The 14,210-nt window shown below is 61.4% G+C and carries 11 protein-coding genes; 2 read left to right on the forward strand and 9 right to left on the reverse strand.

Annotated elements, in window-relative coordinates; translation table 11 throughout:
- Positions 1-72: 72 nt before the first annotated feature.
- Positions 73-579 carry a peptide-methionine (S)-S-oxide reductase MsrA gene (gene msrA, locus ACKUG4_RS00360; RefSeq protein ID WP_011333723.1) on the reverse strand — a complete coding sequence of 169 codons (507 nt, stop codon included), beginning with the start codon at positions 577-579 and terminating at the stop codon, positions 73-75.
- A gap of 477 nt (positions 580-1,056) precedes the next feature.
- Complete coding sequence (locus ACKUG4_RS00365; protein ID WP_445433117.1) at positions 1,057-2,658, reverse strand: sensor domain-containing diguanylate cyclase; 1,602 nt, start codon at positions 2,656-2,658, stop codon at positions 1,057-1,059.
- Between the two features lie 219 nt (positions 2,659-2,877).
- Here ACKUG4_RS00365 and ycaC point away from each other — a divergent pair, with 219 nt between their 5' ends.
- Positions 2,878-3,510, forward strand: a complete 633-nt coding sequence (gene ycaC / locus ACKUG4_RS00370; RefSeq protein WP_007958138.1) for an isochorismate family cysteine hydrolase YcaC — start codon at positions 2,878-2,880, stop codon at positions 3,508-3,510.
- 88 nt (positions 3,511-3,598) lie between these two features.
- Here ycaC and ACKUG4_RS00375 read toward each other — a convergent pair whose 3' ends face one another.
- The 5 genes from ACKUG4_RS00375 to xylA form a co-directional block, all read right to left on the reverse strand.
- Positions 3,599-4,588 (reverse strand): zinc-dependent alcohol dehydrogenase family protein, encoded by a 990-nt coding sequence (locus ACKUG4_RS00375; protein WP_445433118.1) that lies wholly within the window; start codon positions 4,586-4,588, stop codon positions 3,599-3,601.
- Between the two features lie 109 nt (positions 4,589-4,697).
- Entirely contained in the window at positions 4,698-5,834 is a 1,137-nt protein-coding gene (locus ACKUG4_RS00380) for a sugar ABC transporter permease (protein ID WP_039771099.1), read from the reverse strand.
- Entirely contained in the window at positions 5,835-7,391 is a 1,557-nt protein-coding gene (gene xylG, locus ACKUG4_RS00385; RefSeq protein ID WP_445433119.1) for a D-xylose ABC transporter ATP-binding protein, read from the reverse strand.
- A gap of 78 nt (positions 7,392-7,469) precedes the next feature.
- A complete protein-coding gene (gene xylF, locus ACKUG4_RS00390) occupies positions 7,470-8,471 on the reverse strand; it encodes a D-xylose ABC transporter substrate-binding protein (protein ID WP_445433120.1) in 1,002 nt (333 codons plus the stop codon).
- A gap of 142 nt (positions 8,472-8,613) precedes the next feature.
- Positions 8,614-9,930 (reverse strand): xylose isomerase, encoded by a 1,317-nt coding sequence (gene xylA / locus ACKUG4_RS00395; RefSeq protein WP_445433121.1) that lies wholly within the window; start codon positions 9,928-9,930, stop codon positions 8,614-8,616.
- 188 nt (positions 9,931-10,118) lie between these two features.
- On the opposite strand from xylA, the gene ACKUG4_RS00400 reads away from it, so the two are divergent.
- Positions 10,119-11,294: a XylR family transcriptional regulator gene (locus tag ACKUG4_RS00400; RefSeq protein ID WP_445433122.1), complete on the forward strand. Its 1,176-nt coding sequence runs from the start codon at positions 10,119-10,121 to the stop codon at positions 11,292-11,294.
- Positions 11,295-11,302: 8 nt separating this feature from the next.
- On the opposite strand, the gene ACKUG4_RS00405 is transcribed toward ACKUG4_RS00400, so the two are convergent.
- Together ACKUG4_RS00405 and ACKUG4_RS00410 are read right to left on the reverse strand one after the other, a co-directional pair.
- Entirely contained in the window at positions 11,303-12,565 is a 1,263-nt protein-coding gene (locus ACKUG4_RS00405; RefSeq protein WP_445433123.1) for an NAD(P)/FAD-dependent oxidoreductase, read from the reverse strand.
- Entirely contained in the window at positions 12,555-14,147 is a 1,593-nt protein-coding gene (locus ACKUG4_RS00410) for an aldehyde dehydrogenase (NADP(+)) (protein WP_445433124.1), read from the reverse strand. Before ACKUG4_RS00410 ends, ACKUG4_RS00405 begins: the two co-directional genes overlap by 11 nt.
- Between the last annotated feature and the right edge of the window lie 63 nt (positions 14,148-14,210).

Consider the following 14,210-nt stretch of genomic DNA (forward strand, 5'->3'; position numbering starts at 1 on the left):
TACATGTCTGGCGAAGAAAGGGATCAGGCACAACGCGACGAACACCGCGTTGCGCACCGACCCCGCTGCACCTCAACCGCGTTTCGGCAGCTTCCAGTTCGGACGAATGAAGTGGCAGGTGTAGCCATTCGGAATGCGCTCGAGGTAATCCTGATGCTCCGGCTCCGCTTCCCAGAACGGCCCCGCCGGTTCAATTTCGGTAACCACACGACCTGGCCACAGGCCTGACGCGTCGACATCGGCCGCAGTGTCTTCGGCGATATCGCGTTGCTGCTCGTTCAGGTAGTAGATCGCCGAACGATAGCTCGGACCGAGGTCGTTGCCCTGGCGGTTGGGTGTGCTGGGGTCGTGGATCTGGAAGAAGAACTCGAGGATCTGCCGATAGCTGATCACGGCGGGGTCGAAGACGATTTCGATGGCTTCGGCGTGGTTGCCATGATTGCGGTAAGTGGCGTTCGGCACGTCGCCGCCGGTGTAACCGACCCGCGTCTGCAGCACGCCGGGGTAGCGGCGCAACAGATCCTGCATGCCCCAGAAGCAGCCGCCGGCGAGAATCGCAGTTTCGGTTTGAGTGGTCATGGCATGTCCTTCCTCTCGAATGGGTCGCAGATGTTCCTTGATATGAGGGAGTGTGGGCCGATTCCAAGGTTGAGCCGGTAAATAAATCGTTACGGTGTCTTCCCGCAACCGGCGAGCCAACCATCAGGCTCCATTTCTTTGCCACACGTTGCGGCTACTTTCAAAAAATGCCGCTGACTAGCGGAAACCCTGATGGGCAAACCGGGCTCTTCGGCACGAAGTCTGGAAGCAAGCGCTGGTTGAGCTTTTGGCTTCTTGTGTTTCATGGACACCTCTCGTGCCTGGTTGCTTGAGTCGATCTTATGGGTGGTCCAGTGGAAAGACGCCTTTTCTTCGCATCGTCTGTGTTCTGTCCGGAGCAGGCAGCAGACGGTATCGAAGGCGAGGGCGCCCACGTAATCAGGCGTGAGGGACGGCTGATGTAGGACGCTGCTTATGTACTTGAAGGACGCTGGAATTGGCGGGTGGTAGTTGCTCTCAGCGATCGGTACGCGGCATGGCCGCAATCGGCTGTATTTGCCGGGATGCCTGCGCCGAACACCAGCGGTTCCGGCCCTGTTGCTTGGCCTGATAGAGGCAAGTGTCCGCCGACTTGAGCAAAGTGGCCGGGGTCACCGCATCGTCAACCGGATAGCGCGTGGTGATCCCCGCACTCGCGGTGACATACCCCAGCGGATGCCCGGCATGTTCAAGCTCCAGTGAACGAATGGTCTGCAGAATGTCTTCGGCCACCTGAATCGCCCCGGCGTTGTCGGTGTTGGGCAACAGCACGGTGAACTCTTCGCCGCCGTAGCGCACGGCCAGGTCTGAGGGCCGCTTGAGCGCTTTGCGGATACCGTCGCCGACCGCGATCAGGCAGTCGTCGCCGGCAGCGTGACCGTACTGGTCGTTGTAGCGCTTGAAGTAGTCGACATCGAGCATGATCAACGACAGCGGCGAACCCTGACGCCGGGCCAGGCGAATCTCGTCCGTCAGCGCCGCGTCCAGGCGTCGGCGATTGCCGAGGCCTGTGAGGCTGTCGGTCAGCGCCATGTCGCGCATAGTCTTGTGCGCGGAACGGATCTCCCGTTCCATCGCCATCCGCTGACGCAGCTGGCTCAGGACGATAAGCCCGAAACAGGCCAGCACCAGAATCAGGAACACCAGCACGAAGCCGTTTTTCAGCAGGTCCTGGCGCCACGGCGCGATGATGGAGTCACGGGACAAACCGGCTTCGACCACCAGCGGGTAGGTGGTCAGCGCGCGATAGCCATAAAGGCGCTCGGTGTCGTCGACCACCGCCCTGATCTGGACAATGCCCTGGTTGGCGTTGGGCAGGTAGGTCTTGAAGATCTCGCTGTTCGCCAGGCTTTTGCCGACTACGGAAGCTATGAACGGCCGGCGCACGAGGATCGTGCCGTCGCGCATCGCCAGCACCAGCGCGCCTTTGTCATCGATGCGGAAGTCACCGTAGTAGTCGACGAAATAGCTGACCTTGACTGTCCCCAGCAACACGCCGGCGAACGAGCCGTCGGGGTTGTTCAAACGCCGCGAGATCGGAATGATCAGGTCGTGGGTGGAACGGCTTTCCACCACCTGACCAATGCGCACATGCCGGTCTTCATGGGTGCGGTGGTACTGGAAATAATCGCGGTCGGCGTTGTTGGCGGTTTCGGGCGTGACCTCCTTGTCGGTCACGATCCACTGGCCGTCCGGGCCGTAGATGAACAGGCCATGCAGCTGCGGCATGATTTTCGACTGCTGGATGAGCAGCTTGTGAATCCGTGCCACATCCAGGTTCTGCAGCCCATCGCCTTCAACCCGCTCGGCCAGCCCGGCGGTCAGCACATCGACCTGGCGGATGGTGTCCTCGGCGTGTTGCGCCGTGGCGCGGGCGAGGTTGGTCACCGAATCGCGTGCGGAAGCAAACACCGAACGGTAATCGCGCCACGTCCTCCAGCTCTCGACGGTCAAAAAAGCCACGACCACCATCAGCATGAAACTGACGGTCAGGCGAAAGGTCGAGCCGGCCTTCACGCCTTGGCGAGGCGCGCGCGGTGTTTCATCTGGGGTGGGCGCTTGCGTGTTGCGTCCGGGCATCAACATTCCCTGGCTGTCGTTGTGAGCGAGTGAACAGTATGACAAGGATCGGGGGGAAGGTCGGGCTGGCTGTGTGATCTGCTCGGCAGTTTGAACGAATTGTCCGTTTTGAGTTGACGGTGAAACGCTTTTCAGACGATTTATCGCGTTCAGGCGAGTCAGTAATCTGTGCCCATCTTGAACGCAAACGCACTTCCACAACAAAAAAGGGATTCACACATGAGCACTCCAACCTACAACCGCCTGAACAAAGACGACGCCGTAGTACTGCTGGTTGACCACCAGACCGGCCTGATTTCTCTGGTTCAGGACTTCTCGCCAAACGAGTTCAAGAACAACGTGCTGGCGCTGGCCGATCTGGCCAAATTCTTCGAATTGCCGACCATCCTCACCACCAGTTTTGAACAAGGCCCGAACGGCCCGCTGGTGCCGGAACTCAAGGAAATGTTCCCGGACGCGCCATACATCGCCCGTCCAGGCCAGATCAACGCATGGGACAACGAAGACTTCGTCAAGGCGATCAAGGCCACCGGCCGCAAGCAGATCATCATTGCCGGTGTCGTGACCGATGTGTGCGTAGCGTTCCCGACCCTGTCGGCGCTGGCGGAAGGGTTTGACGTGTTCGTGGTGACCGACGCCTCCGGCACCTTCAACACCACCGTGCAACAAGCCGCATGGAATCGCATGACCCAGGCCGGCGCGCAGATGATGAACTGGTTCTCCGTCGCCTGCGAACTGCACCGCGACTGGCGCAACGACATCGAAGGCCTGGGCAACCTGCTGTCCCAGCGCATTCCGAACTACCGCAACTTGATGAACGGCTATGCCGCACTGACGGCGCATCAGAAATAACCGGATGTTGGACAGACGAAAGCCTGCTTTGAAAAAAGCAGGCTTTCGTCGTTTCTACCGCAAACAGAAGAGCAGGGGACTCGTCACCTCAAACCGTGACGACAATCTTCCCGACCTGTTGATTGGCCTCAAGAAAGCGATGCGCTTCCTGAATGTCATCCAGGGCGAATGTCCTGGCAATGATCGGTTGCAGCGCACCTGACGCCAGCCCGTCGCCGATGAAAGTCTTGGCGCGTGCCAGGGTGGCCGGATCGGAGACGACCTCCGAGTAGAGGTAACCCTTGAGGGTCAGGCATTTTCCCAACACGGTGAACAGCGGGAACGGTGTCGGCTCAGGGCTCAGGGCGCCGTACTCCAGCAGAATGCCGCCGCGCGCCATGCTTTGGGTCAGCGGTTCGAACGACGGGCCGCCCACCGGATCGAACACCACCCGCGCGCCTTTGCCGTCGGTCAGCGCCATGACGGCTGCAACCATGTCTTCTTCATCGCTGACGATCACGTGCGCGGCGCCGGCGTCGAGCAAAGCCTGTTTCTTGGCGCGGGTGCGGGTGACGGCAATCGAGGTGGCGCCGACCATTTTCGCGATCTGGAAGGCTGCCAGGCCGACGCTGCTGGAGGCGGCGGTGACGATCACGAAATCGTCCTTTCGCAATTTGGCCTGTTCGACCAGCGCACCCCACGCGGTGACGTATTGCATCCAGGACGCCGCCGCTTGTTCAAACGACAGGTTTTGCGGGTGTTTGACGGTGAGGTGGGCGGGCACGTTGGCCAGTTCGCCGTAAGTACCCCAGCGTGCGATGTCCAGCGGCGGAATCAGGCTGACGGCATCACCGATGTTGAATTCACTGACGTTGGCGCCAACCGCCACCACCACTCCGGCAGCCTCGTAGCCGAGTCGACTGGGAAACTCCGCTTCCTGCAGATAAGCGTGGTTGCGGAACATCACTTCGGCGCGATTCAGGCCAAAGGCTTTGACCTCGATCTGCACTTCGTCCGCAGCGGGCGCCGGGACGTCGACGTTTTCCAGTTTCAGGACGCTCGCGTCACCGTATTCATGAATCCTGACAATGCGTGCCATCTGTACTTCCTCGGTTATCGATGAAATTGCACCGACTTGATCCGGTGCCATGGACGCCAATTTAGGCTTTGGCCCGCTCCGGATAAAGGCCTGTGACGGCAGCAGCCTGTCAACGCCGCCCAGTCCGCGTACTCACATCCACCCAGACAGCCAACACCAGAATGCTGCCCTTGACGATCATCTGCCAGTAGCTGTCGACGTCGAGCATGGACATGCCGTTGTCCAGGCTGGTGATGACCAGCGCACCGAGGAGGGCGCCGTAGACTGTGCCGGAACCGCCGCGCATCGAGGTGCCGCCGATGAAGCAGGCGGCGATGGCGTCGAGTTCGCCCATGCTGCCGGCCGAGGGTGAGCCGGCGGCCAGACGTGCGGTATTGACCACGCCGGCGAGGGCGCACATCACGCCCATGATCCCGAAGATCCACAGCTTCACGGCCTGCACATTGATACCGGACAGGCGCGTCGCTTCCATGTTGCTGCCCACCGAATACACGCGTCGGCCAAACACGGTCTGGCTGGTCACGTAACTGAAGCCGCCCAGCAGGATCAGCAAAAGCAGGACCGGCACGGGAATGCCGTCATAGCTGTTGAGGGTCTGGACGAAACCGGCCAGCACCGCGCCGATCAGCAACACGCGTGCCACGTCACGCACCAATGAATGCGCTGCCAGACCGTGAAGGGCGCGATTGCGCCGTTGTTTCCAGGTCAGGAACAACGTCAGTGCGAACAGCAGGACGCCCAGACCTGCGCCAACCGCATGTGGCAGATAACCCTGGCCGATGTAGACGAGTTCCGGCGACACCGGCGCAATGGTCGTGCCGCCGGTTATTCCCAGCAAAATCCCCCGAAAAGCCAGCATGCCCCCCAGCCCCACGATGAACGACGGAATGCGCAGGTACGCCGCCATGTAGCCGTTGGCGAGGCCGATCAGCAGTCCGCACACCACCACAAGGCTGAGATTCGCCAGCAGCGGTATGTGATAGACAACATCGAGAATGGCTGCCACGCCTCCGAGCAGGCCCAGCAATGAGCCGACGGACAGATCGATCTCGCCGCTGATGATCACCAGCACCATGCCGCAGGCGAGGATCCCGGTAATCGACATCTGGCGCAGCAGGTTGGAGAGGTTGCGCGGCGTCAGAAATCCGCCCTCGGTCTGCCAGCTGAAGAACAGCCAGATCAACGCCACGGCAAACACCAGTGCGAGCATCTTGTAGCGGGTGAAGAGTTGTTTGACCTGATTCATTTACGCGGATTTCCGATCTTTATTGTTATGGCTGTCAGGCTGGCTGAGTGCGGCGGCGAGCACCTGTTCCTGGGTGAGTTCATGGTTGATGAAATCGCCCTGCAACCGGCCTTCGCCGATGACCAGGACGCGGTCGGAAACGCCGAGCACCTCGGCCAGTTCCGAAGACACCATGATGATCGACACGCCTTCGGCGGCCAGCATCCCCATCAATTTGTAGATCTCGTACTTGGCGCCGACGTCCACCCCTCGGGTCGGCTCGTCGAGAATCAGCACCCGGGGCCGGGTCAGCAGCATCTTCGCCAACACGGCTTTTTGTTGATTGCCCCCGGACAGGCTGGTGATCGGCAGGAACGGGCTCGCGGTTTTGAGGTGCAGGCGGGAAATTTCCCGATCGATGCTGCCCAGTTCGGCTTCGGCGTCGATGCGGGTCAGTTTCGAGAAACTGTCCAGCACGGCCAGGGTGATGTTCTGGCCGACACCCAGGTCGGGAATGATCCCCTGACGCTTGCGGTCCTCGGGCACCAGGCACACGCCGGCGCGGATTGATTTGAGCGGCGTGCAGGTGTCGATGAGTTGGCCGTCCAGCCAGACTTCGCCTTCGTGGCGACCGGGGTAGGCGCCGAACAGCGCGGTCACCAGCTCCGTGCGGCCGGCACCGACCAGCCCGGCGATGCCGAGGATTTCCCCGCGTTTGAGGCTGAAGGAAACGTCGTCGACCCGTTTGCGTTTGGGGTTGTCGACGTCGTAGCAGGTAATGTGGCGCGCCTCGAAAATCACCTCGCCGATGTCTTGGGGTTCGGTGGGGTAGAGGTTGCTCATTTCCCGACCGACCATCTGGGTGATGATCTGTGGAATATCCATGTTCTCCATGGCGGTCGTGGCGATGTGTTGACCGTCGCGGATCACCGAAATGGTGTCACACACGGCGGCCACTTCATCGAGCTTGTGCGAGATGTAAACGCAGGCGACGCCCTTGGCCTTGAGGTCGCGGATGATGTCCAGCAACACCTCGATTTCCGAACGTGTCAGGGCCGACGAAGGTTCATCGAGGATCAGCAGGCGCGCCTGTTTGTTCAGGGCCTTGGCGATTTCCACCAGTTGCTGATAACCGCCACCGTACTGCGAAACCGGCAGCGAAACGTTCATGTCCGGCACTTTCAGTTCACGCATCAGAGCTTCGGCGCGGTGGATCATCGCCGGGTAATTCATCCGCCCACCCGGCAGCGTCAGCTCATGGCCCATGAAAATGTTTTCGGCCACCGAGAGGTCGGGAACCAGCGTCAGTTCCTGGTGAATGATGACGATGCCGGCGGCTTCCGTTTCGCTGATCGATTGCGCCTTGAGCGGTTGACCGTCCCAGAGGATTTCACCGTCCCAGGTGCCATGGGGATAAACCGCAGACAGGATTTTCATCAGCGTGGACTTGCCGGCGCCATTCTCGCCGCACAGCCCGACGCACTCACCCGGCCGGACCTTGAGGTCGATGCCATTGAGCGCTTTGACACCGCCGAAGGTTTTGACGATGCCGTTCATTTGCAGCAGGTAGTCGGACATGGCAGAGACTCATAAGCGGCAGATACGGGGCTCAACCCGCAGGAGCGGAACGCCTGCGGGGGCATCACTCAAAGAGTGTTACTGACCAGCGATCTGCGCCTTGGTGTAGAAGCCGTCCTGTTCCAGCAGGTCGATGTTGTCCTTGGTCAACGGGGTCGGGGTGAGCAGGATGGTGTCGACTTTTTTGCTGCCATTGTCGTACTGCGAGCTGTAGACAGGTTTCTCGTTACGCGCCAGTTGCACCGAGAGTTTGGCGGCTTCGGAGGCAATCAGTTTCAGCGGCTTGTACACCGTCATGGTTTGCGTGCCGGCGATGACCCGCTTGACCGCTGCCAGGTCCGCGTCCTGTCCGGAGATCGGCACCTTGCCGGCCAGTTGCTGAGCGGCCAGGGCCTGAATGGCGCCGCCCGCCGTGGCGTCGTTGGAGGCGACAATGCCGTCGATTTTGTTGTCGTTGCGGGTCAGGGCGTTCTCAACAATGCTCAGCGCCTCGGTAGGGTTCCATTCCTTCACCCATTGCTGGCCGACGATCTTGATATCACCCTTGTCGATGGCCGGTTGCAGCACCTTCATCTGACCTTCGCGCAGGACTTTCGCGTTGTTGTCGGTGGGCGCACCACCCAGCAGGAAGTAATTGCCCTTGGGCGCTGCGTGCAGTACGCCGCTGGCCTGCATCTCGCCGACCTTTTCGTTATCGAAGGAAATGTAGGCGTCGATATCGGCGTTGAGTATCAGACGGTCATAGGACACGACCTTGATGCCGGCTTTCTTCGCCTCGGCCACCGCATTGGTCAGCACGGTGGCGTTGAACGGCACGATGACGATGACATCGACGCCACGGGAAATCAGGTTTTCGATTTGCGAAATCTGCTTCTGCTCGTTGGCATCGGCCGACTGCACGAAGACCTTGGCATCCATTTTTTCCGCCGCTGCGACGAAGTAATCCCGGTCACGGGACCAGCGTTCCAGCCGCAGGTCATCGATGGAGAAGCCGATTTTCGGGTGGGCAGCATCGGCCATAACCGGTAACGACAACAGCGCCAGGGCGCTGGCCAGCAGCTTGCGTTTTACGTTCTTCATGGTGGTGCGTCCTTTTATTTTTGTTTGAAAGACACGGCCTGACGATGAATATCGGGCTGGTGGAACTGTAGAGAATCAGCAGGCGAAACGGACTACAGATTTGTCGCGCAAATGTCACAGCGTCCGCAGTCCTCATTGGCGATCAGCGATAGATAAACCGGTTGACGACGTTCTCGAGCATTTCCTGCCGGCCGCTGACGGCCTGCGGGTTCAGTTCGTTGGCGAAGGCGTGCTCGGCCAGGGATTGAAGATTGAACTCACCCGCCAGCACCGACTGGCCGAAGGGCTGCTGCCAGCCGGCATAGCGTTGGTCCTTGAGCCGTTGCAGCTGGTCGTTCTGGACCATGGCGGCGGCCCGCTCGAGCGACAGGGCGAGGACGTCCATGGCGCCGACGTGACCGTGAAACAGATCGACCTCGTCGAGGCTCTGGCGGCGCACCTTGGAGTCAAAGTTGAACCCGCCATTGCCGAACCCGCCGGCCTTGAGGATTTCATAGGTGACCAGGGTCATTTCCTCGACGCTGTTGGGGAATTGATCGGTGTCCCAGCCGTTTTGCGGATCGCCCCGGTTGGCGTCGATGCTGCCGAAAATCCCCAGCGAGACGGCCGTCGCCACCTCGTGATGAAAACTATGACCGGCCAGGGTCGCGTGGTTGGCCTCGATGTTGACCTTGATTTCCTTTTCCAGACCGAACTGCTGGAGAAAACCGAACACCGTGGCGCTGTCGTAATCGTACTGGTGCTTGGTCGGTTCCTGCGGTTTGGGCTCGATCAGCAGGTCACCTTTGAAGCCGATCTTGTACTTGTGCTCGACCACCATGCGCATGAAGCGACCCAGTTGTTCGCGCTCGCGCTTCAAGTCGGTATTGAGCAGGGTTTCGTAGCCCTCGCGACCGCCCCACAACACATAGTTGGAGCCCTTGAGGCGTTGAGTCGCGTTCATGGCGCTGAAGACCTGGGCCGCGGCGCAGGCGAACACTTCAGGATCCGGGTTGCTGGCGGCGCCGGCGGCGAAGCGCGGATTGCTGAAGCAGTTGGCGGTGCCCCACAGCAGCTTGATTCCGCTTTCTTCCTGATGGCGTTCCAGGTGATCGACCATTTGGGCGAAGTGGTTGCGGTACTCCTTCAGCGAGTGGCCTTCGGGGGCGACATCCGTGTCGTGAAAGCAGTAGTAGTCGATACCCAGCTTGGAGAAAAATTCGAACGCGGCCTGCGCTTTGCCAATGGCCAGCTCCATCGGGTCACCGGCGTGTTGCCACGGGCGTTTGAACGTCCCTGCGCCGAACACGTCGGAGCCCGGCCAGACAAAGGTGTGCCAATAACAGGCGGCCATGCGCAGGTGTTCGCGCATGGGCTTGCCGAGGATGATTTTGTCGGCGTCGTAGTGACGGAAGGCAAGGGGAGAATCGCTGGCAGGACCTTCGTAGCGAATCCGGTCGACATCGGGGAAGTACGGCATTGGCAATGTCCTTGTTGTTCTTGGATGTTGTTCTTGGGCGTGTCCCGATACTAGCAACGGCCCCGTACCTGCCGATTACGAAAATCACCAACACGCAGTGCGATTTTGCGTATTGAGATTCGCCCTCTGCGCGCCTAGTCTGTGCAGACCGCCTCTACGGCAAGGGGCCCGGAACAAGCCTGAAAACAATGAAAACCGTACCGCCTGTTCACCGTATCGCCCTGTTGTTCAACGGGAGCAAGATCTATGACCGCGGCATCATCAGCGGCATCGGCAACTACCTGAGCAGCACGCGCGCGTCCTGGGATCTGTTTCTGGAAGAGGATTTTCTCTGCCGCTTGAAGGGCATCGAGCGCTGGCAGGGCGACGGCATCATTGCCGACTTCGACGACCCGCTGATCGGCGAGGCGCTGGCGGATATCAAGCTGCCCGTGGTGGCGGTGGGTGGTTCTTATCAGGATGAGCGGGCTTATCCGAAAGGAATCCCGTACGTCGCCACCGACAACAACGCACTGATCACACTGGCTTACGAACACTTGGTCGAGGCCGGGCTGCAACGGTTCGCCTGCTTCAGCCTGCCTGAGGCGCAGGCCAATCGTTGGGCTCAGGAGCGCGAAAAAGCCTTTCTACGATTGATGCAACGGGACGGCTTGCACGCCGAGGTCTATCGCGGCATGGGCACCAGCGCACCACTGTGGGACAGCGCCGTCGAACAGTTGATCGCCTGGCTGCAAAGCCTGCCCAAACCCATTGGCATCATCGCGGTCAGTGACGCCCGCGCCCGGCAGTTGCTGCAAGCCTGCCTGACCGCCGGCATCGCCGTGCCAGAGCAGGTGGCGCTGATCGGCATCGACAATGACCCGCTGACCCGCAGCCTGACCCGGGTCCCGCTGAGTTCAGTGATCCAGGGCACCGAAACCATGGGCCGCACCGCCGCGCAACTGCTGCACCAGATGCTGCACGGCAAACCGTCAACGGGCGCGCATGTCCTGATCCCGCCCGAAGCGATCAACGTCCAGGTGTCGAGCCTGCATCAACCGTTGGGCAACCCCTACGTGATGCAGGCGCTGCTGTTCATCCGCCAATATGCCTGCCAGGGCATCAAGACCGCGCAAGTGGCGGCTTATGTCGGCGTGTCGCGCTCCTCGCTGGAGTCGCATTTTCGTGCGGTGCGTGGTTGCAGCGTGCATGACGAGATTCTGCGTTTCAAACTGGCGGCGGCCACCCGCGGGCTGGAAAAAACCGACACGCCGATTGCGGACGTTGCCCGCACGTGCGGTTTCAAATCCGCTCAGTACCTGCACACGGTGTTTCGCCGAGAGTTCGGGTGTACGCCCCGTGAATACCAGCAGGGCGCCCGATAGATGGCCACTCAAAAGCGATCCAGTCGATAGGGCTCGCGCACCGGCAGAATGCTCGCCGTGTCCTGCGCCGATGGTGAAACCATATCTTCAACCATCTCCGCCGTCACCGCCGCCTGCGTCAGCCCCAGATGCTGATGCCCGAACGCAAGCAACACCCTCCCGTCACACACCCGATCGATCACCGGCAGCGAGTCCGGCAGCGACGGCCGAAACCCCATCCACGGTGTGGCTGCTTCGACACTCAACTCATCACGAAACAAACCCTTGCTCAACCGATGCAACTGCCAGGCGCGGGCCATGGTGGGTGGGGTTTCGAGGCCGGCGAATTCGACGGTGCCGGCCAGGCGCAGCCCGTCGGACATCGGGGTCATGATGAATTTGCGCTCCAGCGAGGTGACGGGGAAGGGCAGCCGGTTGTGTTCGTGAGGCAGCATCAGGTGATAGCCGCGTTCGGTGTCCAGCGGGACTTTTTTGCCAGTCAGTGCAGCGGTGAGTTTTGCCGAGTGGGCGCCACAGGCGATCAGTACCTGGCGAGCGGACAGGGCGCCGGTTCCGGTTATCAGATTGACGCCATGCTCATGCAGTTGCCCGCCCTGAACCGCCTGCTTCACAAATTGCACGCAGCTGGCTTTCGCCGCTTCCACCAACTCACGCACGACGCGGTAGGGGTCGATGAAATGCCCGGTGTTCGGGAAAAACAGTCCGCCCTGGATCTGTTCGCTGAGTTGCGGCGCGGTCTCGCGTACCGCTCCGGCCTGCCACCAATCGACTGGCACTTGTTGCTGTTGCATGCGTCGCTGCAGTGCTTCGAGTGCCGGGCGTGAGTCGGGTCGTTCGAACACCAGCAGCGAACCTTCCATCTTCAGCAGCTCGGGACGCTGAATGTCGTTGAGCAAGCGGTGCCAGGCGTCGAGCGAGCTTTCATTCAGTGCGCGCAACCCGGCAACGGTGCGCTGGAACGGCGCCGAGCGCAGGTTCAGCAATAGCCGCGTAAACCAGGGCAGGGCGCGGGGCAGGTATTTCCAGTCCAGACGCAGCGGGCCCATCGGGTCCATGAGCATGGCGGGCAGGCGTTTGAGGATCGAGCTGTCGGCAATCGGGAACACTTGCTCGGTCGCCAAGTGCCCGGCGTTGCCGAACGAGGCGCCGTGGCCCGGTTCCTGCGGGTCGATCACCACCACCCGCAAACCCTGACGGGCCAGGCGCAGGGCGCTCGCGACGCCGATGATACCGGCGCCGACCACGGCGATGTCGTGCGGGTTATTCGGCATTTTTCGCGGTTTCCCTTTGGCCATCGAGCAAGCGACGCAGCGACAGTGGATTGGCGTGTTTGAGCGCGGTCGGCAGCAAGCTGTCGGGAAAATCCTGATAGCAGACCGGGCGCAGGAAACGCAGGATCGCCGCTGTGCCCACCGAGGTGGTGCGCGAATCGGAAGTTGCCGGGAACGGCCCGCCATGCACCATCGCGTCGCAGACTTCAACGCCGGTCGGCCAGCCGTTGACCAACAGGCGTCCGGCCTTACGCTCCAGGGTCGGCAGCAAGGCGCGGGCCTGTTGCAGATCCTCGTCATCCAAGTGCAGCGTGGCGGTCAGTTGGCCTTCCAACTGTTCGAGCACCTGACGGATTTCAGCGTCGCTGGCGCATTGCACGATCAAGGACGCGGCGCCGAACGCTTCGGCCTGCAAGGTGTGGTCGGCGAGAAAGTCAGCGGCGTCGGTGACGAACACATGAGCCTGGCCCTGATTCGGATCCGTCGCGCGCTGGCCGACGGCGGCAATACGCGTTCGGTGGTTTTCCGCGAGGGCATTCACGCTGGATTTGTAGGCGTTGAAGATCCCCGGCGTCAGCATGGTCTGCGCGGGGCTGCGCTGGATCAGTTCGCTGGTGGCGCCAATGAAGGCGTCCAACGTCGGCCCCTTGCGGGCGATCACCAAGCCGGGATTGGTGCAGAACTGACCGGCGCCCAGTGTCAGCGAAGCCACAAACCCTTGGGCCAACGCCTCGGCGCGATTCTGCAGCGCTGCCGGAAACAGCAACACCGGGTTGATCGAACTCATTTCCGCGTACACCGGAATCGGCTCGGGCCGGGCTTGGGCCGCTTTGATCAGCGCGAGGCCGCCACTGCGCGAACCGGTGAAACCGACTGCTTTGATCCGTGGATCGCTGACCAGCGCAATCCCCACTTCACGACCGGAGCCGTACAACAACGAGAACACACCTTCCGGCAAGCCGCAGGCCTTGACCGCCCGCGCAACGGCGCGGCCAACCAGTTCGCTGGTGCCGGGGTGGGCGCCGTGGGCCTTGACGATCACCGGGCAACCGGCGGCCAGTGCCGAAGCGGTATCGCCACCGGCTACCGAGAACGCCAGTGGGAAGTTGCTCGCGCCAAACACGGCCACAGGGCCCAGTGGAATCTGCCGCTGACGCAGATCCGAACGCGGCATCGGCTGGCGCTGCGGTTGCGCGCTGTCGACTCGCACATCCAGCCATTCACCGGCCCGTACGGTGCGGGCAAACAAGCGCAGTTGCTGGCAGGTGCGGCCCCGTTCACCCACAAGGCGCGGGCGCGGCAGGCCGGTTTCGGCCAGGGCGCGGTCGATCAGTTCATCACCGAGCGCTTCGATTTCGCAGGCGATGGTTTCAATGAATTCGGCCCGTGCCTCGAGCGATGTCTCGCGATAACGGTCGAGCGCCGCCCAGGCCAGTGCGCAGGCCTGCTCGACATGCTCGGCAGAGCCGCCGGCGTAGGCCGGTTGCAAAGGCGCGTTGGTGGCGGGGTTGATCCCGTGGATGACGTCGCGGTCGCCGGTGAGGGTTTGCTGACCGATCAGCAGTTGGCCCGTCAGGGTCATGGCGCATTCCTTATCAATAAAGCAGGTCACGAATAAGGCCCGCCGCCGTGGGTGGCGGCGGGC

This window comes from Candidatus Pseudomonas auctus (genome assembly GCF_048654275.1).
Taxonomy (GTDB): domain Bacteria; phylum Pseudomonadota; class Gammaproteobacteria; order Pseudomonadales; family Pseudomonadaceae; genus Aquipseudomonas; species Aquipseudomonas pharyngis.

Bases quoted from the DNA above. Each gene is read 5' to 3' on its own strand.
- ACKUG4_RS00380 (WP_039771099.1), bottom strand. From the start codon at position 5,834: ATGAATCAGGTCAAACAACTCTTCACCCGCTACAAGATGCTCGCACTG.
- xylF (WP_445433120.1), bottom strand. From the start codon at position 8,471: ATGAAGAACGTAAAACGCAAGCTGCTGGCCAGCGCCCTGGCGCTGTTG.
- ACKUG4_RS00400 (WP_445433122.1), top strand. From the start codon at position 10,119: ATGAAAACCGTACCGCCTGTTCACCGTATCGCCCTGTTGTTCAACGGG.
- ACKUG4_RS00410 (WP_445433124.1), bottom strand. From the start codon at position 14,147: ATGACCCTGACGGGCCAACTGCTGATCGGTCAGCAAACCCTCACCGGC.
- ACKUG4_RS00375 (WP_445433118.1), bottom strand. From the start codon at position 4,588: ATGGCACGCATTGTCAGGATTCATGAATACGGTGACGCGAGCGTCCTG.
- ycaC (WP_007958138.1), top strand. From the start codon at position 2,878: ATGAGCACTCCAACCTACAACCGCCTGAACAAAGACGACGCCGTAGTA.
- msrA (WP_011333723.1), bottom strand. From the start codon at position 579: ATGACCACTCAAACCGAAACTGCGATTCTCGCCGGCGGCTGCTTCTGG.
- xylG (WP_445433119.1), bottom strand. From the start codon at position 7,391: ATGTCCGACTACCTGCTGCAAATGAACGGCATCGTCAAAACCTTCGGC.
- xylA (WP_445433121.1), bottom strand. From the start codon at position 9,930: ATGCCGTACTTCCCCGATGTCGACCGGATTCGCTACGAAGGTCCTGCC.
- ACKUG4_RS00365 (WP_445433117.1), bottom strand. From the start codon at position 2,658: ATGCCCGGACGCAACACGCAAGCGCCCACCCCAGATGAAACACCGCGC.
- ACKUG4_RS00405 (WP_445433123.1), bottom strand. From the start codon at position 12,565: ATGCCGAATAACCCGCACGACATCGCCGTGGTCGGCGCCGGTATCATC.